Consider the following 25925-nt stretch of genomic DNA (forward strand, 5'->3'; position numbering starts at 1 on the left):
AGAAATGATGAAAAATGTTAAGAAAAAAACTACTCAACGTTATATTCGAGTCTTCTTGCGTAATATTTGGAACAATACCGGCAAGAAAATTAGGGTGGTAGAGCGGTGTTGATAAATCCTTAGAAAAGTTGTTATAAATATCCAAGAAAAGATACTTTTTCTACTAAAGCAAATTGCTATTTTTGCCCATGCATAACAACGTACTTATCCTAGATTTTGGTTCCCAGTACACACAATTGATCGCAAGACGCGTTAGGGAACTTAACATTTACTCAGACATTAAGCCATATAACAACCCTCCTGAAGATTTATCGATATACAAGGCCATAATACTTTCGGGATCTCCGCACTCGGTTAGAGGGGATAATGTCCCGCATCCCGATCTCTCAGAAATTAAAGGAAAGAAACCACTATTGGCAATCTGTTACGGAGCTCAATATTTGGCGCATTTTAATGGAGGAAACGTGGCTCCTTCGGCCACTAGAGAGTATGGGAGAGCCAATTTGTCCTATACAAAAGAAAACGAAGATTTTTTAGATGGAATAGATGATGGCAGTCAAGTATGGATGAGCCATAGCGATACCATTAAGAAATTACCAGATGGTGCGGTACGGTTGGCCAGTACTCACGATGTGGAAAATGCTGCTTTTAGAATAGAAGGAGAAAAAACATTCGGTATTCAATTTCACCCCGAGGTATATCATACAAAAGATGGGAAAAAGATATTGGAAAACTTTCTTGTTAACATTGCAGGTTTACAACAAGATTGGACCCCAGATGCCTTTGTGGAAACAACAATAGAAGAACTCAAAGAAAAAATTGGAGATGATAAGGTGATCCTTGGTCTTTCTGGCGGAGTGGATTCCAGTGTTGCCGCCATGTTGTTGCATAAGGCTATTGGAAGTCATTTGCATTGCATTTTTGTGAACAATGGATTGTTACGTAAAAATGAGTTTGATAGCGTTCTTGATCAATATAAGGACATGGGTTTAAATGTAAAGGGCGTTGATGCTTCGGCACGTTTTTTGGATGCCTTGAAAGGGGAATCGGATCCTGAAACAAAAAGAAAGATTATAGGTCGCGTGTTTATTGAGGTTTTTGATGATGAGGCACATCAAGTGGAAAATGCAAAATGGTTGGCTCAAGGAACTATTTACCCGGACCGTATAGAATCAGTTTCGGCGAGCGGTGGACCTTCAGCAGTCATTAAAAGCCACCATAATGTTGGTGGACTGCCAGATTACATGAAGTTAAAAGTTGTGGAGCCTTTGCAGTTGTTGTTCAAGGATGAAGTACGCAGGGTTGGAAAAAATTTAAATATGGATCCAGCAATACTTGGTCGCCATCCTTTTCCCGGGCCGGGTTTGGGAATTCGTATTTTAGGTGACATTACAGCAGAAAAGGTGTCTATCTTACAAGAAGTGGATGCTATTTTTATTGATGGATTGAAGAAATGGGGATTATATGATAAGGTTTGGCAGGCTGGAGCTATGCTTTTGCCCGTAAATAGTGTAGGAGTAATGGGGGATGAACGTACATATGAAAAATGTGTAGCTTTAAGAGCTGTGGAAAGTACCGATGGTATGACGGCAGATTGGGTCAATCTTCCTTATGAATTCCTACAAAAGACATCCAATGATATAATAAATAAGGTCAAAGGCGTTAATAGAGTAGTGTATGACATTAGTTCAAAGCCACCTGCAACTATAGAATGGGAATGAAAAAACATATTTTAAGACTTAGTATTGTTGTCTTTTTGTTGACTTCAATTCAGGTTTCGGCACAAAAGTATACAACCCATGCGGTTAAAGAAGGAGAGACATTGCAAAGCATCTCTCAAAAATACCGTGTTACTCCTTTTACCATCTTGCAATCCAATAAGGAAATCAAAACTGCTTCGGATGTAAAAGCAAATACCATTTTGATTATTCCTTTGGATGGGTCTGTAATAGAACCAGAAGAAAAGCCTGAAGAAGAAAAAGTTCAGGAACAGGAAAAGCCCCTGAGTTTTTCTAGGCATAGGGTTAGGAAAAGAGAAACCTTATTTGGTCTTACTCAACGCTACGAGATTACGGAGGAACAACTAAAACGTTACAATAGACAGTTATATTCAGAACCTCTAAAAAAAGGAATGGTATTGCAAATACCAAAATTCCCAGAACCTACACCCGAAGATGAACGGGCACTGGATTTTGAGACATATACGGTACAACCTAAAGAAACAAGGTGGAGTATTGCCCATAAATACGGAATTACGGTTGATAGCTTGGTTGCTTTAAACCCTGATTTAAGTAAAAACTCTGACTATTTAGCGGTGGGGCAAGAACTTAACTTACCAAGACCCAAAGGTGATAGCCTTGAGAACCAACAAGTAGATTTATTTACCTCTTTTACGGTGCCTCCAAAACAAACGTTATATAGTTTAGGAAAAGAGTATGGCATTCCATCGGATTCCATAGTAAAACTGAATCCTGAAATCATGAAACTTGGTGGCCTTAAGGAGGGCATGGTTTTACGTCTTCCCAAGAAAAAGGATACCTCTGGTGAAGTTAACACAGAAAATTTCATTTTTTATGAAGTAAAACCCAAGCAAAACATCTTTAGACTTACCCAAAACTTAAAGATCACAAGGGACGAATTATTTCAATTGAACCCAGATTTGGAAAATGGTCTTAAAGCCGGGATGGTTTTAAAGCTTCCAAGGGCCAATGCCAATGGTCTTGAGGTAAAAAACGCCTTGATTCTTGATAAGATCAATCTTATAGATAGCATTAATGTTCAAAACAGGCCAAAGTTGGTCTTTATGCTGCCTTTTAGGTTGGACCGGGTTAATTTCAATGATAGAAAAAAGACTATAAGTCAAATAGAGACCAGAAGGGATATTAATTTAAGTGTCGGGTTTTACTCTGGGGCCATGGTCGCTTTGGATTCCATTAAAAAAATGGGCGTCTCAGTCGATGTAAAGACTTTTGATACGGAGTTGAGCCAGGCCAAGGTCAAAGAAATTTTGTTTAGGGAAAATCTGTTGGGAGTAAATGCCATTATTGGCCCTGTATCTTCAAGCGCTTTGAATGAGGTAGCTGTGCAAGCCGCTTCCAAAAACATCCCAGTAATTTCGCCAATAGGCTCCAATAGTCAATTGAGTCATGGCAATGTATATTTTTCGGTGCCAACAGATGATGTTCTTAGACAAAAAATGCTTTCCTATATGGAAAAAACTTACACAGATCAAAATGTGGTTATTATTGCAGACTCTACCCATCAAGTGGCATATGATTCTATTATATCCAAGTTTCCTACAGCCCAAATCGCAAAAATCATTGATAATAAGTCATTGCACTTAGATGAATTTTTGATTATGCTTTCAGAAACCAAGGAGAACTGGGTATTTGTAGAAACGGATCAGCCCAACATGGTTTCCAGTGTGAGTTCTATTCTAAATTCAGCTATTTCAGAAGAGGCTCCAGTAAGGATGTTCACGACAAATTTTAATAATGCTTTTGAAAGCGATGCAGTATCCAGCACCCACCTTTCAAATTTAAGATTCACATATCCTTCTTTTTATAGAGAAGCGGCAACTGATGCCTTTACCAAAGCATATAGAAAGCGATATAAAGGTTTAAAACCTGATCGTTATGCAGTGCGTGGTTTTGATGTGACTTTTGATGTTTTATTAAAACTTGCCCATAAAAACAATCTTTTTGAAACCTCCAAAATTATCGGACTTACAGAATATACCGGAAACAGTTTTAATTATTTGAATAATTGGTCTTCTGGGTATTATAATACGGCCTGTTATTTAATGGAGTACGATAGTTTACGAATTAAAGAAATAAAATTAAATGACCTCTAAAGTTACCTATACGGGAGAATTACGGACCACATGTTTGCATCTAAGGTCTAACAACGAGTTTATTACAGATGCCCCAATTGATAACAACGGATTGGGACAGGCCTTCTCGCCAACAGATACGGTAGCGACCGGTTTGGGAAGTTGCATGCTTACAATGATGGGCATTAAGGCTAGGGACTTGGAAGTAGATTTATCAGGTTCCACTGCTGAAATAACCAAACATATGGCTGCAAATCCTAGACGAATTTCTAAGATTGAAGTGAAAATGGAACTCCCTGAAAATGTTTCTGAAAAGCACAGAAAAATTTTGAAGAATACTGCAAATACATGTCCCGTACATTATAGCTTGCACCCAGATATTGAAAAGATAATTGAATTTCATTGGATAAAGTAATTTCTATAGGATGTCTTTTGTTTTTTTGTTTCTTAGGATGTGCCCAGGAAATTGAAGAAGGTGTTTTATGGAATTCAGGTAAACGACTCACGTGGTCAGATTTTAGAGGAAAGGTCCCCCCCGCGGCTGTTCCTGCAGCTACTACCGCTAGTGGAATAAGTTATAAATACTCTGCAAATTTGATTCATCATGAAGTGGATTTGGATTTTGAGGTAAGTGCTTTTTTCTATCCTAATGAATCTTGGTACAAACCAGAAATCTGCGATGACCTTATCCTAAGTCATGAGCAGCTCCATTTTGATATTTCTGAACTCTTTGCCCGTAAGATGCGGGATAAATTAAGGCGCACTTCCTTTTCTGATAACGTAAAGGCCGAGATACGAAAAATCTATAAGGAAATTTTAAAGGAATTGGAAGATTTCCAGGATTTTTACGATTGGGAAACCAGTTTTTCCAGAAATGCCGAAAAGCAATTGGAATGGAACAAGAAAATTAAGGAGGCCTTACAAGAAAGTGAATTCTAGGGTATCTTAATTGGTTTCAAATATCTCATAGATTCAAGGTAAACTCAAGAAGGGAATTCCTCAGAATCATTTTTTTAAAGTGAATGAGGCCGTTAAACCAACACTAAAATTTCTAGGTAATTTATCTATACCTAATATTGCTCTGGAATGCTGGCCTTTTTCTCCTAAAACCTTTACAAATAGATCAGATGCTCCGTCCACAACTAATGGGGAATCATCCCAATCAACTCCAGATTGAAAATAACCGTCTATGTGATTGAGCCCAACTATGGAATCAAGTTCCATTTTGCTGTGTATTTGTGCAAGTACATTTAAAGCACAGATTTCCATGGCCTTGTATCCTTCATTTGTGGTTATTTCTTCGCCCAACCTACCCCTATATAGGTATTCCCCATTCATAATGGGAAATTGTATTGCGACGAAAGCAATATTTCCTCGGATGTTCACGGATACATAGTTTCCGCCAGGCGTTGCACTTTGAGGTAGTTCCAGTTGCAAGTCATCCAAGGCAGCAAGCAGGTTCATTCGTTTCATATATAATTAAAGTTAATGCATTATTCTATTTGAGTAAATGACAGAATCTAGAAATTGGTTGGAGCGGGTAATTCAATTTCAAATAAAGATACAACGGCATTGTGGTAATGGGCTGGTAGACTTTCTGTGTTTTTCAATTGTTTCAACCCTAGAAAGTTGAAACCACAACTTTGGTAGTAAGCAATTAGTTTTTTGTTTTCACCTACAGTATCCATTCTGATAAAACTTTTACCATGTAATTGAGCATGGATTGAAGCCCATTCTAAAATCCTTTTGACCATGTGCATGCCTCTGAACTCTGGGTTGGTTGCAATTCGGTGGAGATACAATGAAGGTTGGCCATTTTTTTCGCCCCAGATAATGGGATCCTCAAAAGCGGAAGCCCAAACACACGCAATTTTACCGTTTACCAGTATTTTCCATTGTCGGTCCTGATCGATTTCATCTGAAACCATTTTCCTATCAAATTCAGGCCAGGTAACCAAACCTTTGGAACGCTGAAAATCTGTGGCGATCAGGTATAGTCTAAATATTTCGTCAATATCTTTTGAAACGCTATTTTCTATGGTCATTGGAAGTTGTATTCAGAGATTTTAAACGATATAAATGAAGGCAAACTGCAATTGAGCATCCCAATATTATCGGAATTGCTTCAATTAAAAAACCATATAGAACATATATTGCATTGGCAATACTGGATACGACCCTGAGTTTGTATTCACCTTTCGAAGACATGGAATACAAGTTCATGACCAAAGCTAGGTAGCCAATGATATCTGAAATAAATGGATTCATGAATTGTTGTATGTTTTACACATCAAATCTATATGGTCTATTTTTACTAGGCAATAACTGTCAAAGTTGACAGGTTAAGAATATAATCATGTTGAAAAATGGCAAAGAAAAAGTTTATCTGTTAGGTGATAAAACCTATCACTGCGGAATAGACGTTACAATGAACTTTATAGGTGGAAAGTGGAAGTGCGTGGTCCTATGGTATTTGAAGAACGGAACGCAACGATTTTCAGAACTCAAGGCACTGATTCCCGACATTACGGAAAAAGGCCTAAGTATCCAGTTAACTGCATTGACCGAAAATGGACTTGTTGAACGAAAAGCCTACGGCCTTAAACCGCCTATACGAGTGGAATACTCACTCACGGAGTTTGGTAAAAGTCTTATCCATGTGATAGATAATATCAATGACTGGGGCAAAGAGCTTGGTTCCGAAAAAGGTACGCTAATCGAGAAAGTATAATCTGTTACACCTACTTAAAAAGAAAAGCTTTTTAAACATCACAGCGTAAAAAAGCATCTTTTAAAGCCCCGATTTTGTCTTCCCAGGTAACAATGAATTCTTGGGCAACGTAGCCACCAAATCCAGTGTCTAAAATTGCCTTCATAATTGCAGGATAGTACAATTCTTGGGTTTCATCTATTTCATGACGCCCTGGTACACCGGCAGTATGATAGTGCCCAAAATAGGGGTGGTAGTTTTGAATGCTTCGAATAATATCACCCTCTTGTATTTGCATATGGTAAATATCAAAAAGCAATTTAAAGTTGTTACTGCCCAAATGTTTGCATAGTTCTACACCCCAAATAGAACTATCGCACATATAATCTGGGTGGTTAACCTGATTGAACAATTCCATTTGAACTACGACACCATGCTTTTCTGCTAAAGGCATAATCTTGGAAAGTCCATCCACACAATTTTGTAGCCCTACATAATCGTTAATTCCCCTGCGATTACCACTAAAACAGATGAGGTTTGTATATCCCGCTTCTGCCACCTTCGGAATAATCTCTGTGTAATTCTTTATAAGTTCTTCATGATATTTTGGGTCGTTCCATCCTTCTGTCAAGCTAATTTCCGCACCATTGCACATAGAACAATGAATGCCGTACTTTTTCAACAATGGCCAGTCTTCGGGGCCAATTAGATCAATGGCTTTTATGCCCAAACTATTTAGTGTTTGAAGAAATTCCTCTAAAGGCAAATGATTAAAACACCATTGGCAAACACTATGGTTAATGTTGTTTTTCAACTCAAAATCCTTGTTTTTTTTTTGAGTTTGTGCTATGGAGGAAGTGGTTACAATGCCCGCAGATCCCGCAGCAGCAGCGGCTATGAAATTTCTTCTTTTCATGATTTGGTGTTTATACCTAGAAAGATAGTATTTTAGAGATACAAATGGAAATACAACCTAACAAAGGAAAGTTGCTGGAACTTGCTCATTACAAAATGCCTTTTGGTAAGTACAAGGGCAGTTATCTGGTGGATTTGCCTTTGGCTTATTTGGTATGGTTCAGACAAAAAGGATTTCCAAAAGGAAAATTGGGAGAGCACTTGATTACCATGTTGGATGTTAAGGATAATGGACTGGAGCCCATGATTAGAAAAATTCAAAAAGAATTTCCTAGGGAATAATCATGTTTTCCGATGGCAATTTGTAACTTTACGCCCCGTAATAGAGTTCCCAATATGTCACAGACCAAGTACATTTTCGTTACGGGTGGCGTTACTTCTTCCTTAGGTAAAGGAATTATCGCTGCATCTTTAGCCAAGTTATTGCAAGCTAGAGGCTACCGAACTACCATCCAAAAGCTAGATCCTTACATCAATGTTGATCCGGGCACATTAAATCCTTATGAGCATGGAGAATGCTACGTAACTGATGATGGTGCTGAAACTGATTTGGATTTGGGACATTACGAGCGCTTTTTAAATGTTCGTACTTCCCAGGCAAATAATGTAACTACGGGTAGAATATACCAAAGTGTTATTGAAAAGGAACGTAGAGGCGAGTTTTTGGGCAAAACTGTACAGGTTGTTCCACATATCACCAATGAGATAAAAGAACGCATTCAGATTTTAGGGAACAGTGGTGATTATGACATTGTTATTACCGAAATTGGAGGTACTGTAGGTGACATAGAGTCTTTGCCATATATAGAGGCGGTAAGACAACTTTTATGGGAATTGGGAGATAATAATGGAATGGTAATCCATCTTACTTTGGTACCATTTCTTTCTGCAGCTGGCGAATTAAAAACAAAACCCACACAACACTCTGTAAAAACTTTGATGGAGAGTGGAATAAAAGCGGATATCCTTGTTTGTAGGACCGAGCATGAGATATCTGATGATATTAAGAAAAAACTGGCGCTCTTTTGTAATGTAAAGAAAGAAGCTGTTATCCAATCCATAGATGCATCTACCATTTATGATGTTCCAATAATGATGCAGGAGGAGGGATTAGATAAAGTGGCACTCGAAAAATTGGCTCTTTCACAAGAAACAGAACCGAATCTTGAACAATGGGAACAGTTTTTGAAAAAGCATAAAAATCCTAAGAACAAGGTAACAATTGGTCTTATAGGTAAATATGTTGAGCTTCAAGACTCCTATAAATCCATTTTAGAATCTTTTATTCACGCTGGTGCGGCAAATGAGGTAAAAGTAGAGGTGCGATCTATACATTCCGAACATATTACAGCATCCGACATAGATGAAAAATTAGCGGGATTGGATGGTATTTTGGTAGCCCCTGGATTTGGAGAAAGAGGCATAGAGGGAAAAATATTGGCAGTAAGATATGCAAGAGAAAACAATGTTCCATTTTTGGGAATATGTTTGGGAATGCAAATGGCGGTAATCGAGTTTGCGAGGAATGTCTTAGGGCTTAAAAATGCCAATTCTACTGAAATGGATGAAAATACACCTGAGCCGGTAATTAGTTTAATGGAGGAACAAAAATTGGTGACGGATATGGGTGGCACAATGCGTTTGGGCGCATGGGATTGCAAACTAACAGAAGATAGTTTAGTGTACGAAGCATACGGCAAAACAGACATTGAGGAGCGCCATAGACATCGTTTTGAGTATAACAACGAGTATAAATCTCAAATGGAAGAAGCTGGGTTGTTGGCGACAGGCCTAAATCCAAAAACTGGGTTGGTTGAAGTAATTGAAATTCCTTCGCACCCATGGTTTATTGGTGTTCAATATCATCCGGAATATAAGAGTACGGTTGCAAACCCACATCCTTTGTTTGTAGGTTTTGTTAAAGCGGTTTTGGCACAAAAAGAACAACAAACTAGTGCCAGTTTGGCATAAACTCCAGTTTTGGACATATATTTGCCACCTGAAAACCTGAGATTAAGATTTTCACTAAATAACTTTCATGGAAGAAAAGAAACTGGACGTCAAATCCATTATTGGTTTTGTATTGATTTTTGGGATACTCATTTATATGTTTTACCAAAATCAACCCACCCCAGAAGAATTAGAGGCCCAAAAAGCAGAGCAGGAAAAAGTTGAAGCCGCAGCAAAAGAGACAGAGGCTATCAAAGAAACGGTGGTCGATAATGAACCCGCCCAAATTAATTTGCAAGATTCCACAGCAGTGGCAAGTTACAAAAGTTCAGTAGGGGCTTTTGGCTTTACCACTGCCTCAGAGGGTACCACAAAATTAGAGAATAAAGTACTTTATTTAGAGGTGGATAATAAAGGAGGCCAAATTATAGAGGCCAGAATGAAGAATTTTGTTGACCACGATTCTGTTCCAATATACTTGGTCAGGGATGGGAATGCCTCTTTCGGTATTAACTTTTCCACCGCTGATAATAGAGTGTTGAATACTTTAGATTTGTTTTTTGAACCTTCATTTTCAGAGAACGGGGATAACCAAGTGCTTTCAATGAAAGCCAAAATTTCCCAAAATCAATTTTTAGAGTATCGCTATGAGATGAAACCAAATGATTATTTGGTGGATTTTACCATTAGATCTCAAGGGTTGAACGGTGTTATCAATTCCACCCGCCCTATTGATTTAGAGTGGAATCTTAAAGGTATTAGGCATGACAAAAGTGTTCTGTACGAAAACCGATATACACGTTTGACCTATAATCATGACGAAGGTAAAATTAGCAAACTTTCTGAGAGTAGTGATTTGGATGAGGAAACAGAAACGGATGTAAAATGGTTATCATATCGTCAGCATTTTTTCAGTTCTATTTTAGCAACGGATACCCACTTTAAGAGTGCAGAACTGAGTTCTACAAATTTAGTGGAGGAAGAAAGCAAAGAAACACTTTTTACAAAAGCATACACGACAAAAACTGTTTTAGAATTGCAAGGTGGGGAGCTTTCTCAAAATATGCATTGGTATTATGGGCCTACAGATGTAAAGGTGTTGGAGGATTATGAAGACTTGGGCTTGGTAGAGTCCATTCCTTTTGGATGGGGAATTTTTGGATGGATAAACAGGTATGTGTTTACTCCCTTTTACAGCTTCTTAAGTTCTTTTCTTCCTTTTGGAATAGCTATTGTTATCATGACGATTATTGTGCGTTTGGCGTTATCTCCAGTAACCTACAAATCCTACCTGTCTCAAGCCAAGATGAAGGTGCTGAAGCCTGAGATTACAGAAATCAATGAAAGATTGAAGGACAATGCGATGAAAAAGCAACAGGAGACCATGAAGCTGTATAACAAGGCTGGGGTAAGTCCTATGAGTGGTTGTATTCCTGCACTGCTTCAACTTCCCATTTTCTATTCGTTGTTCATGTTTTTCCCTACGTCATTTGCTTTAAGACAAAAATCATTTTTATGGGCAGAAGACCTATCATCTTATGATACTATTTTTAATTTACCGTTTGCTATCCCATTTTATGGAGATCATGTAAGTCTTTTTCCAATTTTAGCATCGGTTGCCATCTTTTTCTATATGACCATGACTACAGGTCAGAGTATGCAGATGCAGCAGCAGCCGGGCATGCCGAACATGAAGTTTATCATGTACCTATCTCCTGTAATGATGTTGTTTTTCTTTAACAATTACGCCAGTGGGTTGAGTTTGTATTATTTCATTTCTAACTTGATTACCATCTTCATTATGTTGGCCATTAAAAAGTACATTTTGAATGAAGATAAAATCCATGCGCAAATTCAAGAGAACAAGAAGAAGCCTAAAAAGGAAAACAAGTTCCAGAAAAAGATGCGTGAGATGATGGAGCAAGCAGAAGCACAAAAGAAAACAGGAAAGCGCTAAATATATTTCCACAAAATAAAAACTCCCCCAGAATTTGGGGGAGCTTTCACCACTGATTAGGTATAGTTTGGAAAGATTTGGGACTTCAAAGATGTGACATAATACTTGTCTAAAAAATTAATAGTTGTCAAAAGGGGTGTTTTTGTATGGTAAAGAGACCCCTTTTGATGTGTCATCGACGAACGGTAAACACCTATATAAAAAAGAAACTCCCTTGATTTCAATCAAGGGAGTTTTTAGTAGTATTTAACCTACATTTTTGAAATTTTATTGATATTTAATTTGTAGTGTCTGGTAGCAATACAGTATCTAATACATGGATGACGCCATTTACGGCCTGAACGTCTACCGCGTCAATGCCTATGCCAGTATTGCCAGCACCATCTGTTACATTGGCAATGTTACCATCGGTACCAGGAAGTGTAATAGTGAAGGTATCTCCTTCTAAAGTGGCAGGTGTTACCGTATCACCATCAGGGGTTAAATCTCCTGAACGAACATTAGCTCCTCCAATTACATGGTGTTGAAGAATTGGAATTAAATCAGCCTCCGCAGGGATTGCCGCCAAGGCAGCAAATGCTTCATTTGTTGGTGCGAACACAGTGAAAGGGTCACTACCGTTTCCATCTTGTGCGGAAAGAACATCCACAAAATCAACACTAGGAGTTAATGTTGTAAGAGCCTCTACAAGTGTAGAAAAATTAGGGTCAGCTGCCGCAAAAGTTACCACTGTAGGCAAATCGATTACAGCATCTACAGCATGAACAACACCGTTTGAAGCTACGATATCTGCAATGGCTACATTACTGACACCATTCAAAGTTACCCCATCATCTGTGTTGATATAAAGACTTAAGTTTTCGTCAGTAGCATATTCAGCCGCAGTATTTACATAGGAGTTTGTTAATCCTGATGAAAAAGCTGCTGCTCCAACTACCACATGGTTTGAAAGAATATCATTGATGTCGTTGGAATTTGGATTTGTAAACGCATCAAAGGCAGCATTTACAGGAGCAAACACGGTAAATACCTCTTCTTCATTAGACAATAGGTCTGTAAATGTTGTATTGCCGCCACTGGTAAGTGCACCTACTAGAGAAGTAAGAGCTGGGTTGGCCAATGCGTGGTCAACGATATTAGGTATATCTATAACTGCATCTACAATATGTACCACTCCATTTAATGCCTTTACATTTGGAGTTTCAACAGTTGAAGCTGCATTGAACACAACGCCATCAGCAGTATCAAAGAAAATACTAATGTTTTCATCACCTGCACCTGTTGCAAGCGTATTGGCATATCCAGAGCCTAATGCAATTAAATCTGCAGCCATTAGTTCTCCACTAATAACATGATTCAGTAAAACATTGGTTAAAACATCAACAGGGATATCGCCTAGTTCGGCTCCATTCAAGAAAGCTGTAAAAGCATCATCTGAAGGTGCTAATACCGTGAAAGGACCATCTCCTCTCAATACGGTAGGTAAGTCTCCGTTGGCTGCAGTTAAGGCAGCAACCAAACTTTGAAGGTTTTCATTGCCGATAGCCAAATCAGTAATAGGAACCAGAATAATATCAGCTAGTTGGTCTAAAATAGGCTGAGGCAGTAATACTTTGTTAATTATATGCACAACACCATTGGTAGTCTCAACGTTAGCTTTGGTAACCTCTGCGTCAGCATTGGTTGCATCTCCAATGAATACTCCACCTTGTGTAGAAATTACTAGAGACCCACCTTGCAATGTGGTTAAATTTTGACCGTCACTCAAATCTGAAGAAAGTGCGGCTGCGCCAGGAATAACATGGTATGTTAATATAGTGGCCAGTAGGTTTTGAAGTTCTTGGGTGTTGAAATCATCCAAAGAATCAAAACCATCCAATTGTGCAAACAAATCTGCGAATGCAGCATTGGTAGGTGCAAAGACCGTGAAAGGGCCTTCACCACTTAAAGCACTAACTAAATCGTTGTCGGCGCTTTCATCAGCTTTTTGTAATGCACTTACCAAGCTGCTTAAATCAGCAGTGGCTACTGCAGCTTCTACAATGTTACTAGAGGGTACAACCACGATTGTACCATCGTCATCATCCGAACAGGATGTTAAGATCAAGGCGAACATTAATAATGTGAATTGGGATAATTTAATTAGTGCTTTCATGAGATTTTATTAGATTTTATGTTGTTTAATGTTGTAAAGATGTCATTAAACAAAATAAGTTGCTTTCTGTTTAACCTTTTTTATAAAAAGTTTAACAAATTCAATCTAAAACTGAACGATAACATCAAAAAAACCTGATTCATGATGCCCTGTGAACTGGATTTTCAAGTTCTATTTTATAAACTAAAAACTAAATATGCTCTAAAAATCCTTGTGAGAATAGTACTTTATCTATAGTATGAATTATGCTTTCCAATATTTCCTTATCTGTAGAAGTGACTTTAGAAGGTTTTCTCGCTTTATCTAGAACATAAATATCATCAGTGATATTTATGTTTAACTTTTCTCCTTAAAAAATAATCAATTTGCTAATATTTGATAGGTTTGAGGAGGTTATTTTATAACCATCTATGAAATGATATGTTAGAATTTTTCCCGACAACCGTATTTCTTCTTCCGTATTAAAATCCGCTAAAGAATGGAAGCTATCTAGTTGATCAAATAATTCTAAGAAGGCCTCATTGGTTGGGCCGAATATGGTTAACAGTCCTTTGGCAGATAGTGTATCCACCTATATCGGCAACATTCAAAGCACTTAGAACGTCTGCCGATTAGCCCAGCTCAATAATAGTGGGTATGCTGTTCTGTGTATTTGAATGATAATCAGTGTTTACAATTTCATCTTCTTCCTCGGGATTGGCATCATTTTCGTCAATTTGGTTTTCTGTTCTAAGTTTTGTCCACCAGATACCTCACAATTCCTAATAGGACAGCTTTAGGATTTAATGGTGGTCATTTTGTACTTTTGCACAGTTATATGAAGTAGAAATGAAAAAAGTTGTTGTTGGACTTTCTGGGGGTGTGGATTCAAGCGTTACGGCCTATCTTTTAAAAGAACAAGGTTATGAGGTAATCGGTCTTTTTATGAAGAATTGGCATGATGATTCTGTGATTATTTCTGAAGAATGCCCTTGGGTAGAAGATAGTAATGATGCGCTGATCGTGGCGGAAAAACTCGGAATTCCTTTTCAGACGGTGGATTTAAGTGTTGAGTACAAAGAACGCATTGTGGACTATATGTTCAATGAGTATGAAAAAGGAAGAACACCAAACCCGGATGTGCTGTGCAATCGTGAAATAAAGTTTGATGTGTTCATGAAAATAGCATTGCAGTTAGGAGCAGATTATGTAGCCACGGGTCACTATTGCAGAAAAGGTACAATTTTTAATGAGGACGGTACAGAAACTTACCAGCTCTTGGCCGGAGTAGATGGTAACAAGGACCAATCCTATTTTTTATGTCAGTTGTCCCAGGTACAGCTTTCTAAAACCTTGTTTCCCATAGGGGAACTTACCAAACCTGAAGTAAGGAAAATTGCCGCAGAAAACGATTTGATCACGGCTGATAAAAAGGACTCACAGGGATTGTGTTTTATTGGAAAAGTACATTTGCCAGATTTTTTACAGCAAAAATTGAAACCCAAAAAAGGCGTTATCGTAGAGGTACCAAACACTGCCGCTCTTTTTACTGGTGATACACCAAAATTTGAAAATAAGGGTGCAGAATTGGCATTTTATGCCGAAAAACCAGAGTATTCAGAAACTGATGGAAGAGTAGTAGGGGAGCATCAAGGAGCACATTATTTTACCATTGGGCAACGTAAGGGATTAAATGTTGGTGGAACCAAAGAGCCTTTGTTTGTAATTGATACTGATGTTGAGAAAAATATAATTTATACAGGTCAAGGCAAATCCCACCCGGGTTTATTGCGCCATACGCTTTTTGTAAACGATAATGAACTGCATTGGGTAAGGGAAGATTTGGCTTTAAATGTTGATGAGACCATGGAAGTGATGGCAAGAATCCGATATAGGCAACCTTTACAGCAAGCTACGTTGTACAAAACGGATAGCGGTCTCTATGTGGATTTCAAAGAAAAGCAATCCGCTATTACAGAAGGTCAGTTTGTGGCTTGGTATATTGGGGAAGAACTTATTGGCTCAGGAGTCATTTCATGAATATGAGTCGCAATAGAATCACACAACTTTTCGGAATTAAATACCCCATTGTTCAAGGAGGAATGATTTGGGCAAGTGGCTGGCGTTTGGCATCTGCGGTTTCCAATGCGGGTGGCCTTGGTTTGCTTGGAGCTGGAAGCATGTACCCTGATGTGTTAAAAGAACATATTGATAAATGTAAAAAAGCTACCGACAAGCCTTTTGGGATAAACATTCCTATGTTATACCCCAATATTGAAGAGTTGATGCAAATCATTGTTAGCAGTGGTGTAAAAATTGTCTTTACTTCTGCAGGAAACCCAAAAACATGGACGGCTTTTCTAAAAAAACATGGAATTACGGTGGTACATGTGGTAAGCAGTGTAAAATTTGCTCTAAAAGCGCAAGATGCTGGTGTTGATGCTATTGTAGCAGAAGGATTTGAAGCTGGAGGGCATAATGGAAGGGATGAAACAACCACAATGGTCTTGATTCCATCGGTAAAGGAAAAAATAAATATTCCCTTGATCGCGGCGGGGGGAATTGCTACGGGCCAAGCAATGCTTGCCGCCATGGTTCTGGGGGCAGATGGCGTTCAGTTAGGTAGCCGTTTTGCCGCAAGCGAAGAAGGTTCTTCACACGATTTATTTAAGAAGGAAATAGTGGCCGCCCGAGAAGGAGATACCCATTTGACCTTAAAAGAGTTAGCTCCGGTCCGTTTACTCAAAAACAAGTTTTATGAAGATATTCAAAAAGCATATGCACAAGGTGCTTCAGCAGAAGATTTGAAGGCATTGTTGGGCAGGGCAAGGGCAAAGCGAGGAATGTTTGAGGGGGATCTTGTTGAAGGTGAACTTGAGATTGGACAAGTTTCTGGTCTAATTCATGAAATTAAGCCTGTAGTTGAGATCATGAACAATTTGGTAGCAGAATTCAACAAAGCCAAAGAAGCTGTGATAAATTTTTAAAACAATCAACTTTCTTTACATTTACAGCGCACATGAGAACACTAATCCACACATTAGTTTTATTTGTACTGGCATCACAACTCCATAGTCAAGTAGAGCGAGATAAGGCACTGCATTTTTTAGGAGGTAATCTTTTTGGTCTGGCTGGAGCTGGTATTGCCAAACAGGCCTCTGACGGAAATAGGGTTTGGACATTTGTAGGTGCAGTTGCGGGAAGCACATTAATTGGTCTGGCCAAAGAAACCGTGGATGCCGGGCAACGGGAAAATGGTTGGGATAATGATGATTTAGTTGCAACTATTTTAGGAGGGATAACGGTTGGAGTTGCTATTGAGATTTTTTCAAAAAAACGAAATAAAAGATTAAGGGGAAGTTTTACCGCAGATCATTTAGAAGAAAATTACTTTCAGGTAAACAAGGAGGATAAAAATCTATTGGTTGAAGGGAGCAAGTTACCCAGCTTGACCTCTTTTGGGTTTTCTTCAATGTTTTTAAAGGACAGGCACCCAATAATAAGTTTTAAATAAGGCCTCTGGCTTTTATTTCTAGGTATTTATTTATGGTATTGATGGTCAAATTCTCTGGTTTGGTTAAAATGGTCTGGATTCCATATTTTCTAAGCTCATTTACAATTAACTTTTTCTCGTAAATGAATTTTTCGGCAATGGTTTGTTCAAAAATTTGACGTACCGTATCTGCTTTTTTACTGGCAAATGTATTCAGTTCGGTATTTTCAAAAAATATGACCACCAATAAGTGTTGTTTGGCAATGGCCTGCAGGTAAGGTAATTGTCTATGAAGTGCATCCAGAGTTTCAAAATTTGTGTAGAGCAGCAATAGACTTCTTTGGTTTAGATTTCTTTTGACATCAATATATAATCTACTGAAATCTGTTTCTACAAAGTTTGTCTCTAAATTATAGAGTGTTTCCAAAATCAAACTCATTTGCGAACTCCTTCGCTCAGCTACAACACGGTTCTCAATTTTATCGCTTAATGAAAACATACCGGCCTTGTCCTGTTTTTTTAATGCAATATTGCTAATTACCAATGTGGCATTAATGGCATAATCCAAAAGACTTAGCTCATTGAAGGGCATTTTCATTACTCTTCCCTTATCTATAACTGAATATATTGGTTGCGACTTTTCATCTTGATATTGATTGACCATTAACTGATTTCTCTTAGCGGTTGCTTTCCAATTAATGTTTCTAATATCATCCCCTTGCACATATTCCTTAATCTGTTCAAACTCCATCGTATGTCCTATACGTCTGATTTTTTTTAGACCATATTCATGCAAACGATTCGTGAAGGCAATTAGGTCATATTTTTGTAGCTGCAAAAAGGAGGGGTATACAGGCACTTGCTGGTCTATGTTGAACTCATATTTTTTTGCGAGAAAACCAATGGGAGAGATGGCAAATAGATTTAGGCTGCCAAAAGAATAGATGCCTCGTTCGGTGGGTCTAAGCATGTAGTTGTAATTCTTGCTTCCGCCACTTTCTATTTTACTGGTCAAGCCAAAATCCCTTTTTTGAAATTGGAATGGTATCTCATCAATTATTTTGGCATGTACTTGAAAAAGATATGTATTTGTAACCTCTAACTGAATTAAATTATCATCTCCGTTAGAAAGTTTATCCGGCAATATTCGCTGGCCTACCAACTTGCCTTTAGAAGCAAACAGCAATAACAGGTCTACAATGAACAGCAGTGTAAAAACATAAAACAAAACCTTTATTGCCCCAAACATATCTTCTGCCATGTATGAGAGTAAAAAACCAAAAACAATGATGGTTACCGCTATAAAAAAGCGTTTTTGTAAATAAATATGTTTGAACAGTCTTTTCAAGTATCGTTATTATTTATCGTGGAATTTCTATCCCTTCTATTATTTGTTTTACAACATGTTCTGCTGTTAGACCTTCCATTTCTCTTTCTGGGGTTAAAATAATTCTATGTCCTAAAATAGGGTGCGCCACTCTTTTAATATCGTCTGGGGTAATAAAATCACGTCCATTTATGGCAGCTAGTGCTTTTGAAGCATCCATAATGGCGATTGAAGCCCTTGGTGATGCTCCAAGATAAAGGTTGGAATTGGTTCTTGTATTGTCCACTATGGCCGCTATATATTTCAATAGATTGTTTTCGACTATTATTTCCTTTATGGTATTTTGGTATTCTGCAATTTGTTTGGCAGACAATACTGAAGTTATCAATTGTTCTACCTGGGTATTTTTCTGTTCATGTTTTCGTTCAAGAATTTCTACTTCTTCTTCTAGCGTTGGGTACTCAACATTGATTTTAAAAAGAAAACGGTCCAATTGAGCCTCTGGAAGTCTATATGTACCTTCTTGTTCAACAGGGTTTTGTGTAGCAAACACTAGAAAAGGTGGTTCCATATTGTATTCTGTTCCGTCTATGGTGATTTGCCTTTCTGCCATGGCTTCAAATAGTGCGGCCTGTGTTTTGGCTGGTGCTCGATTAATTTCATCTATCAGAATGATATTGGAGAACAACGGTCCTTTTTTAAATTCAAACTCAGATGTTTTCACATTAAAAATGGAGGTTCCCAAAATATCACTAGGCATTAGATCTGGTGTAAACTGAATACGGCTAAAATCAACGTTCATCGTTTTTGCCAACAGTTTTGCCGTTACCGTTTTAGCCACACCGGGAACACCTTCAATAAGCGAGTGCCCATTGGAAAGTATTGAAATGATGAGCAGTTCAATCATGTTTTGTTGGCCAATAATCACTTTTCCCAATTCGGATTTTACTTGGGAAACAGCTTCCTGTAGTTTGGTTAAATCTACTCTAGAGTTAAACTGTAGTGAATCTTCTTGTTGTTCTTTTTCTTCCATGCTATTGTTGCTTAAAGGCAGTTATTTTTTTGTTAAGTTCGATACTATCTTGCTCGTTGTGGGTTGACTTGTTTTTCAGTTTGATGATGTATTCTATCAAGTTTTTGGTTTCTTCCATTCCTTTTCCTGATTTAGAGGCCAAAACTTGAATTGCCTTTTCATTCAATATTGAAGTGTCCATATGGAAATGGCTTCTAATATATTCTAAAAAGTAGTTGAGTTTTTTATTTATTAAATCTGTAAAATCCTTATTTTGGTTATACAATGATCCTACTGCTTGGGCAAATTCAACAGATGAATTTTTCAATGGCTCGATTACCGGAATAATTCGTTGTTCCCTTTTACTTTTAAAGAAAACAAAAAGTAAAACCCCAGAAATCATTAGATAATAAGCCCATTTTAGTGCAGGCTGGTTCAAAACAAAGCGCATTGGGGAGTTAATGATTGCCCGCCCCGCTTTTTTATAATTGTCCCAATATAAAATATCCTTGTCTTCTAAATATGAAAAGGTATGGGAAACATAATCCTGGTTTCCTTTGAGCATATAATAATTGGAATATGCTTGAGGTGTCGTGTTTAATATGAAATGTCCATTTCCGAATTTAGTTTTTATGAAATTTGCCCTTCTAAACTTCTGAGGGGGTTTGTCGTCTAAAAAGTCTTCTTTGAGATATGTGATGTGGCCCAAAATTGTGGTGTTTGTTGAGTCAACACTTGTAAAATGGGAATTGTAAACCCCTCTTGAGAGTTCAAATTTTTTGGACCTGAATTCTTCGTGTGTAAAGCTCAATTCAGTTGAACCTTCTTTCAAATTGTAATCCGATTCTATTCTAACGTTCAGCGTATCGGATAGATAGTTGCCAAAACCAGAGGCAGAGATAAATATCGTATTCCCTTCACTTACATAATCCAGCATTTGAATGGATTCCTGTTTGTCAAGGTCAATGTACTCATTGATAAATATATAATTGGACTCAATTGTTTTGTCTCTATCCACAAGAACATCATAAACACTTTCTTCAACTGTATTGATATCGCTATTATCAAAAATGGTGGCCAGTTCATTGTACAGCACATAGCAACCAAAAGGTATCTTGGACGATGCTGTGTAGGAAGGTCTCCAATTAATAGGTTTGGGCCTAACAATTTCGGCGACAATAATGCCTACTATTACCAAGGAAAAGATAATCAACACTATTTTAGACTTTCTATCCATAGGCACTACTGCGATATTGAATTGTTTAACTGAGCAAAGCTAAAACTGGCGTTTGTATAGTCTACTTCATCGATAATTTGCTCACCGTACCATATGTATTCGTACAGATAGGAGACTGTTTTAAAGTCGTTTTTTAATTTAATCCCACTGATTTCTCTCTCATAATCCGCATTGGTTTTATCAAAATGCCATTCAATGATTTCCTTTTGAGATAATAATTTTAGGATTTTTAGGTATTGGTACCGTATTGCCAATCGGTAATCTTTATTATTAAGCGCGGCACTCATCAAGGCATCTAAATCTATAACTTCTATATGTTGCTCAGAAAGATCAATGTCTATAATGGCTTTCGCCTTTTTAGAGAATAGGGAATTAAACTTTTCATTAATGAGCACCCGGATTAAGAGATAAATGACCAATAACCCCATTAAACCATAAATAATGTATTCCAGCACTATGAGTATTTTGGGCGAAATATCAATGCCAACAGCATCACCAATGCCTTGAAAAAGCCACTTAATAAAACGCGCCAACAGATTTTTAGATTCTCCAGTATTGGTTTCGTAATTAAATTCTTCCCCAGGATACTTTTCCTTTAAATTTTCATACATCCTGCGCTCTTGTAGCAAAGAGTTTTCATCAATGGGCAGCACCAAGGAATCATTCTGAGCAAATGTTGTGGATACCCACAAAAAAGAAAATAAGTAGATGATGTTTCTTATCACTGGTTGGATTGTCCTATTTGCTCTATTTTACTTCGTGTATTTACATTATAGGTTTTCTCATGTAGCGAATAGAAAAGAATACCGTTAACAATTTGAGAAAGGCACTGTGCATAAATCGATAAAATCAACAATAGACAGAGCCCCAATGTATATACCACGGTAGATACTATGGAAGCTCCTACATCAACACCATTTTCTACAACATGAAAAGTGTAAACGCCCACAATGATTCCAGGTATAAGTAATATGATGAATAAAAGAAGACCATTAAGTAAACCAAGAATAAAATTTACTCCAACAGATTTCCAAAAGTTTTTGCTCACTAGTCCCCATCCTTCACCAAACGCATCTGTTACGCCTTTGTTCTGTTCAAGCATGCTGAAAAAGGAAACCCCAATCCATGCAGCAAGAGAAAATTGAAGAATATATTGGGCAAAGAGGCCTAATAATGGAATGAAAGCGGTAATGACGACCACAATAAAAAACACCAAATAAATGGGGATTAGCAGTAAAATGAAAACCAGTGTATCCCCAAATTTACTTTTAGTAAGGTTCCAAACCTCTTTTTTATCAAAATCAAGGCCTTTGGCCCGTTCATAGTTGACCAAATAGGAAGAACTCAGACTGAAATTTAATCCTGCCACGAGAATGAAAATCACAAAAAATAGAATACCCCCAGCTACAATATAGATCCAATAGGTCTCTTCATTGCTTTGTCCCAATCCACTTCCAGAAAAGCTTCCCTCTTCGGCAATAAGTCCAATAAAGCCAGAGACCAACAAGTAACTCGTAATTAATAAACCTACAAGAAATACCCCGTTGTAACTGATAAAAACGTTAGTGAATTTCTTTATGTTCTGTTTTAAAAAATCAAAATAAGTAGTTAGAATATCGCCAAAATCATGGTTTACTCTAAGTTCTATGTATTTGTCTCTCATATGATCTGTTTACTAAAATAGGATAAAGGACATAGTAAAATACTATTAACAACAAAGACAAGCCAATTATTGCAAAAGCCAACCAATTTGGCATTCCCGAGTAACGGGTAATGAACCCCTCAATAAAACCTGCAATAATAAAAAACGGGATAGTACTGACCACTACTTTTAATCCATCCTTTGCGCCTTTCATAAACGAAACCCGTCTAGAAAATGTTTTGGGAAACAAAATACTGTTTCCCATAATAAGGCCTGCGCAACCTGCAATTATGATTACTGATATTTCTATGGTACCATGCAGCCATATTTGTTTGTTTGCTTCAAAAAAAACGCCTTTGGTATAAAAAAATGTAATAAAAGCACCCAACATGACCCCATTGCTAAAAAGAATGTAAACTGTTCCAATACTGGTAATTACACCAAAAGCAAATGCCAAAAACGCAACTCTTATGTTGTTGATGGTAATGCCAAGAAAAGTTCCTATTTCACTTCCGCTTTTATAAATGGCCGTTGGCTCACCGTTTGCAATATTATTCAGAGTTTCGTTTACGTAACCATCCCCCAGAATGAGTCGTACAAATGTAGAATCGTTCAATGCGGAAATACATCCTATTGCAGAGGCCAGTAGGAATATTAAAAAAGCTATTCCAAGTGTTGTATGGTATTGTTTAAAAAATAATGGAAACTCACGCGCCCAGAAGCTGATTATTCTATTTCCGGATTCCTTTTTATTCTTATAAATCTTTTGATGTGCTTGTGATGCTAATGAGTTTAAATACAATAAAGTCTTACTTTCCTCGTAATACGTTTGTGCATATGCTAGGTCATTTGTAAGTTGAATATACCCATCCACCAAAATATCTGGGTCGGTTTTGGAACTAAGTGCAATAGCTTTTTCAAATGCTATCCATTTTTCCTTATTTTGTTTTACAAAGGCCGCTTCGCGCATAAATAAGAGATTCGTAAAGCTAAAATTACTGTTATATGGGTAACCTCCAAATCAATACAACGCAAAATGTTAACCTAGATTATAAAATTGTAAGTATTGGAGAAAGAATTGTTGCATTTTTGATTGATGGGATCATTTTATACATGTATGCATATTTGGTCAGTATCTTAAGTAATGCCATTGGTTACATCTATGAAGATACTTGGACCCAAAGGGGGCTGGCAGCTCTTGTTTTTTTGCCTGCTATGTTCTATTCACTCTTAATGCATAGCATTTTCAATGGCAGAACGGTAGGAAAGATGCTTCTGAAAATGCGCGTTGTTAGGTTAGATGGAACCCCTGTGCATTGGAGCAATTATTTAGTAAGATGGATGCTGCGCTTGGTTGATATCTGGATATTTTTAGGTTCCATAGGTATATTATCAATACTTTTTTCGGAACGGAGACAACGTGTTGGGGATGCAGCGGCAGGAACAGTTGTTATAAGTACCAAGAACAAAACAAAAGTGTCCCATACCATATTGGAAGAGGTCCATGAGGAATACGTACCTCAATTTACCAATGTGACCCTCCTTACTGATAAAGACGTGCGACTCATAAAAGATACCTTCAGGATTGCTAGGAAAAGTAATGACTTTAAAACCCTTACAGCATTAAGGGTCAAGGTTGAAAGCATTTTAAATACAAACTCCACTTTATATGATGTTCAATTTTTGGATACGGTATTAAAGGACTATAATTACTATACCCAAAACTTGTAAGCATGTTTTATCAAACCATAGATATTTTAGGCACAGTGGCATTCGCCATATCTGGAGTTTTGGTGGCCATGGAAAAACGATTGGACTTATTTGGTGTGTTGATTATTGCTTTTGTAACTGCAATTGGTGGTGGAACTTTGCGCGATTTGCTTATCGGGAATACGCCTGTCGTATGGATGAGAGATCTGACCTATGTTTTAACAATAGCAATAACTGTTGTTTTTGGGGTAATTTTTGTAAACCAGCTAAAATATTTTAGAAAATCATTGTTCTTGTTTGATACGATAGGTATTGGGCTGTATACTATGTTGGGTATAGAAAAAGGACTGCAAGCTGAACTTTCACCCATAATGTGCATAGCTTTGGGTACAATGACAGCAAGTTTTGGAGGAGTACTGAGGGATATACTCTGCAACGAGATTCCAGTGATTTTCAGAAAAGAAATTTATGCCACTGCTTGTATTTTGGGAGGGGCCAGCTATTTTTTGTTCACCAAACTTCCAATTGAAAGCAACTACGCCTATATAGCAGCAATTTCTGTCGTAATTGTATTAAGGCTTTTAGCTGTGAGATTTGGAATACGATTGCCCAATATTTACAGAACGGAAAGTTGATTAAAGGATTTCAGCCTTAAGGATATAAACATTTTTCCATGGCCAGTCTCCATCCCCAACATCAACATTGCTAATGGCATCTACCACATCCATTCCGCTAATGACCTTTCCAAAAGGGGTATAAGAGCCATCTAGATGATAGGAACCAGGTTTGGTTACTACAATAAAAAACTCATAGGGCGATGCCAGTTTATGTGGATTGTCTCTTTCACTGCTCGGCATTGAAATGACCCCTCTATGGTGTTTATGTCCTTTTTTTGCATCTGGTGGAAGTAGATACCTTCCTATAGCTCTTCTCTTTCTTGGAGTTTCTTTATCATCAGAATTTCCGCCTTGAATGATGAAGTCTTTTACAACACGGTGAAATTGGGTGTTGTCAAAATATCCTTTCTGGGTTAAATAAATGAAATTTGCCTTGTGATATGGTACGTCATCAAACAGTTGTACCGTAAAGCTTCCCATGCTTGTGGTAAGCCTTACTTTGTCTTCCTTTAAATCTTTTGCGTAGTTGAAAAAGAAATCAATAGCGTTTTCTTCATTTAGAACAAATGCTTCTTCTTCTTTGGATTCCACTTCTTCAACAATACCTTCTTTGGCAACGGAATCTATTTCAACAACGGTCTCTTGGGTTTGGGTATTATTTTTTTTAGGAGAATCTCCGCAGGAGACCAGAAAAAATAATAGTATACTTGTAGTTAAAGCGGATTGTTTTAAAAACATGGATTTTAAGGAATTTTATCAACAAGCTTTAAAAATAAAAGATCTGCCACTTCCCGGAACAGATTCTCATCATAAAATGTCTCCTTTGATGAGAATTCAATGGCTGAAATCCAATGAAATAAAAAAAAATAACCCAAAAAAGGCAGGGGTTATGGCTCTTTTTTACCCAGACGTAGATCATGTTACCAAGTTGCTCCTTATTCTGCGTAAAACATATCCAGGGGTCCATTCCAATCAAATTGGATTTCCAGGGGGCAAGGTAGAAGAACAGGATAATGACCTTTTGGAAACAGCCTTGCGCGAAACACATGAAGAAGTTGGTGTGAACCCAGAATCTGTGGAAGTTTTAAAAGAGTTGAGCGAGGTATATATTCCGCCAAGTAACTTTTTGGTACAACCTTTTATTGGAATCTACGCAAATCCGAGGCATTTTGTAATTCAAGAGAGTGAAGTTGAAGCCTTGGTCGAGGTATATTTACATGATTTCCTTGACAATTCTAATCATATTGAAGAAAACCTGAGTACTTCTTATGCAAAAAATATAAATGTACCAGCCTATAGATTAAATGGTTATACGGTTTGGGGAGCCACAGCTATGATGATGAGTGAAATCAAGGAACTTTTAGAGCAAGTGCTTTAACTGCTATTTTG

27 protein-coding genes are annotated in these 25925 nt (G+C 37.6%); 14 read left to right on the plus strand and 13 right to left on the minus strand.

All coding sequences use genetic code 11. The features are described from left to right. The first annotated feature begins 188 nt into the window (after positions 1–188). The 4 genes from guaA to DKG77_RS14540 are packed head-to-tail and all read left to right on the plus strand — an operon-like array spanning position 189 to position 4771. Positions 189–1721, plus strand: coding sequence for a glutamine-hydrolyzing GMP synthase (gene guaA / locus DKG77_RS14525; protein WP_109664494.1), 1533 nt, complete (start codon positions 189–191; stop codon positions 1719–1721). Next, positions 1718–3853 (plus strand): LysM peptidoglycan-binding domain-containing protein, encoded by a 2136-nt coding sequence (locus tag DKG77_RS14530; protein ID WP_109665014.1) that lies wholly within the window; start codon positions 1718–1720, stop codon positions 3851–3853. Before guaA ends, DKG77_RS14530 begins: the two co-directional genes overlap by 4 nt. Continuing rightward, positions 3843–4247: an OsmC family protein gene (locus tag DKG77_RS14535; RefSeq protein ID WP_109664497.1), complete on the plus strand. Its 405-nt coding sequence runs from the start codon at positions 3843–3845 to the stop codon at positions 4245–4247. Before DKG77_RS14530 ends, DKG77_RS14535 begins: the two co-directional genes overlap by 11 nt. Beyond that, positions 4235–4771, plus strand: coding sequence for a DUF922 domain-containing protein (locus DKG77_RS14540; protein ID WP_109664500.1), 537 nt, complete (start codon positions 4235–4237; stop codon positions 4769–4771). Before DKG77_RS14535 ends, DKG77_RS14540 begins: the two co-directional genes overlap by 13 nt. A 66-nt stretch (positions 4772–4837) precedes the next feature. On the opposite strand, the gene DKG77_RS14545 is transcribed toward DKG77_RS14540, so the two are convergent. From DKG77_RS14545 to DKG77_RS14555, 3 genes are read right to left on the minus strand one after another with little or no spacing between them, the layout of a single operon-like run. Then, positions 4838–5305, minus strand: coding sequence for a RidA family protein (locus DKG77_RS14545; RefSeq protein WP_207785468.1), 468 nt, complete (start codon positions 5303–5305; stop codon positions 4838–4840). Positions 5306–5352: 47 nt separating this feature from the next. Then, positions 5353–5877 carry a GNAT family N-acetyltransferase gene (locus DKG77_RS14550; RefSeq protein ID WP_109664505.1) on the minus strand — a complete coding sequence of 175 codons (525 nt, stop codon included), beginning with the start codon at positions 5875–5877 and terminating at the stop codon, positions 5353–5355. Next, entirely contained in the window at positions 5861–6100 is a 240-nt protein-coding gene (locus DKG77_RS14555) for a YgjV family protein (RefSeq protein ID WP_109664508.1), read from the minus strand. The genes DKG77_RS14550 and DKG77_RS14555 overlap by 17 nt, the downstream gene beginning before the upstream one ends. An 88-nt stretch (positions 6101–6188) precedes the next feature. On the opposite strand from DKG77_RS14555, the gene DKG77_RS14560 reads away from it, so the two are divergent. Continuing rightward, positions 6189–6563, plus strand: a complete 375-nt coding sequence (locus tag DKG77_RS14560; RefSeq protein ID WP_109664511.1) for a winged helix-turn-helix transcriptional regulator — start codon at positions 6189–6191, stop codon at positions 6561–6563. A gap of 31 nt (positions 6564–6594) precedes the next feature. On the opposite strand, the gene DKG77_RS14565 is transcribed toward DKG77_RS14560, so the two are convergent. Continuing rightward, positions 6595–7458 carry a hydroxypyruvate isomerase family protein gene (locus DKG77_RS14565; RefSeq protein ID WP_109664513.1) on the minus strand — a complete coding sequence of 288 codons (864 nt, stop codon included), beginning with the start codon at positions 7456–7458 and terminating at the stop codon, positions 6595–6597. Between the two features lie 44 nt (positions 7459–7502). Between DKG77_RS14565 and DKG77_RS14570 the strand changes: the two genes are divergently transcribed. The 3 genes from DKG77_RS14570 (at position 7503) to yidC (ending at position 11364) form a co-directional block, all read left to right on the plus strand. Beyond that, on the plus strand, positions 7503–7739 hold the full coding sequence (locus DKG77_RS14570; RefSeq protein WP_109664516.1) for a DUF3820 family protein: 237 nt from the start codon (positions 7503–7505) through the stop codon (positions 7737–7739). Between the two features lie 54 nt (positions 7740–7793). After that, the gene (locus DKG77_RS14575) at positions 7794–9428 is read left to right on the plus strand and encodes a CTP synthase (RefSeq protein WP_109664518.1); all 1635 of its coding nucleotides are present in this window, start codon (positions 7794–7796) and stop codon (positions 9426–9428) included. Between the two features lie 67 nt (positions 9429–9495). Further along, positions 9496–11364, plus strand: coding sequence for a membrane protein insertase YidC (yidC, locus tag DKG77_RS14580; RefSeq protein ID WP_109664521.1), 1869 nt, complete (start codon positions 9496–9498; stop codon positions 11362–11364). 277 nt (positions 11365–11641) lie between these two features. Here yidC and DKG77_RS14585 read toward each other — a convergent pair whose 3' ends face one another. Together DKG77_RS14585 and DKG77_RS17285 are read right to left on the minus strand one after the other, a co-directional pair. After that, a complete protein-coding gene (locus tag DKG77_RS14585; protein WP_109664524.1) occupies positions 11642–13519 on the minus strand; it encodes a fasciclin domain-containing protein in 1878 nt (625 codons plus the stop codon). Between the two features lie 349 nt (positions 13520–13868). Next, positions 13869–14090, minus strand: coding sequence for a fasciclin domain-containing protein (locus tag DKG77_RS17285; protein WP_109664526.1), 222 nt, complete (start codon positions 14088–14090; stop codon positions 13869–13871). A gap of 257 nt (positions 14091–14347) precedes the next feature. Between DKG77_RS17285 and mnmA the strand changes: the two genes are divergently transcribed. The 3 genes from mnmA to DKG77_RS17085 are packed head-to-tail and all read left to right on the plus strand — an operon-like array spanning position 14348 to position 17012. After that, positions 14348–15538, plus strand: coding sequence for a tRNA 2-thiouridine(34) synthase MnmA (mnmA, locus tag DKG77_RS14595; protein WP_109664528.1), 1191 nt, complete (start codon positions 14348–14350; stop codon positions 15536–15538). Between the two features lie 2 nt (positions 15539–15540). Further along, positions 15541–16485: an NAD(P)H-dependent flavin oxidoreductase gene (locus DKG77_RS14600; RefSeq protein WP_109664531.1), complete on the plus strand. Its 945-nt coding sequence runs from the start codon at positions 15541–15543 to the stop codon at positions 16483–16485. A gap of 32 nt (positions 16486–16517) precedes the next feature. Next, entirely contained in the window at positions 16518–17012 is a 495-nt protein-coding gene (locus DKG77_RS17085; RefSeq protein ID WP_207785469.1) for a YfiM family lipoprotein, read from the plus strand. Here DKG77_RS17085 and DKG77_RS14610 read toward each other — a convergent pair. The 6 genes from DKG77_RS14610 to DKG77_RS14635 are packed head-to-tail and all read right to left on the minus strand — an operon-like array spanning position 17005 to position 23179. Continuing rightward, positions 17005–18339 (minus strand): DUF58 domain-containing protein, encoded by a 1335-nt coding sequence (locus tag DKG77_RS14610; RefSeq protein ID WP_243414941.1) that lies wholly within the window; start codon positions 18337–18339, stop codon positions 17005–17007. The two genes, DKG77_RS17085 and DKG77_RS14610, sit on opposite strands and share 8 nt — an antisense overlap. A gap of 13 nt (positions 18340–18352) precedes the next feature. Next, positions 18353–19351, minus strand: coding sequence for an AAA family ATPase (locus DKG77_RS14615; RefSeq protein ID WP_109664537.1), 999 nt, complete (start codon positions 19349–19351; stop codon positions 18353–18355). A 1-nt stretch (position 19352) separates the two neighbouring features. Then, positions 19353–20567, minus strand: coding sequence for a DUF4350 domain-containing protein (locus DKG77_RS14620; protein WP_109664539.1), 1215 nt, complete (start codon positions 20565–20567; stop codon positions 19353–19355). Between the two features lie 5 nt (positions 20568–20572). Continuing rightward, positions 20573–21292: a hypothetical protein gene (locus DKG77_RS14625; protein WP_133248464.1), complete on the minus strand. Its 720-nt coding sequence runs from the start codon at positions 21290–21292 to the stop codon at positions 20573–20575. Then, positions 21289–22230 carry a hypothetical protein gene (locus DKG77_RS14630; protein WP_109664544.1) on the minus strand — a complete coding sequence of 314 codons (942 nt, stop codon included), beginning with the start codon at positions 22228–22230 and terminating at the stop codon, positions 21289–21291. The genes DKG77_RS14625 and DKG77_RS14630 overlap by 4 nt, the downstream gene beginning before the upstream one ends. Beyond that, positions 22205–23179 carry a stage II sporulation protein M gene (locus DKG77_RS14635; RefSeq protein WP_109664546.1) on the minus strand — a complete coding sequence of 325 codons (975 nt, stop codon included), beginning with the start codon at positions 23177–23179 and terminating at the stop codon, positions 22205–22207. Before DKG77_RS14635 ends, DKG77_RS14630 begins: the two co-directional genes overlap by 26 nt. Before the next feature lie 35 nt (positions 23180–23214). On the opposite strand from DKG77_RS14635, the gene DKG77_RS14640 reads away from it, so the two are divergent. Together DKG77_RS14640 and DKG77_RS14645 are read left to right on the plus strand one after the other, a co-directional pair. Next, complete coding sequence (locus DKG77_RS14640) at positions 23215–23940, plus strand: RDD family protein (RefSeq protein WP_109664550.1); 726 nt, start codon at positions 23215–23217, stop codon at positions 23938–23940. 2 nt (positions 23941–23942) lie between these two features. Then, positions 23943–24554, plus strand: a complete 612-nt coding sequence (locus DKG77_RS14645) for a trimeric intracellular cation channel family protein (RefSeq protein WP_109664553.1) — start codon at positions 23943–23945, stop codon at positions 24552–24554. On the opposite strand, the gene DKG77_RS14650 is transcribed toward DKG77_RS14645, so the two are convergent. Beyond that, a complete protein-coding gene (locus DKG77_RS14650) occupies positions 24555–25274 on the minus strand; it encodes a peptidylprolyl isomerase (protein WP_109664556.1) in 720 nt (239 codons plus the stop codon). Here DKG77_RS14650 and DKG77_RS14655 point away from each other — a divergent pair. After that, complete coding sequence (locus DKG77_RS14655; RefSeq protein ID WP_109664559.1) at positions 25273–25914, plus strand: NUDIX hydrolase; 642 nt, start codon at positions 25273–25275, stop codon at positions 25912–25914. The genes DKG77_RS14650 and DKG77_RS14655 overlap by 2 nt on opposite strands. Positions 25915–25925 lie beyond the last annotated feature (11 nt).

Source organism: Flagellimonas aquimarina, from assembly GCF_003149745.1.
In the GTDB taxonomy this organism is placed as follows: domain Bacteria; phylum Bacteroidota; class Bacteroidia; order Flavobacteriales; family Flavobacteriaceae; genus Flagellimonas; species Flagellimonas aquimarina.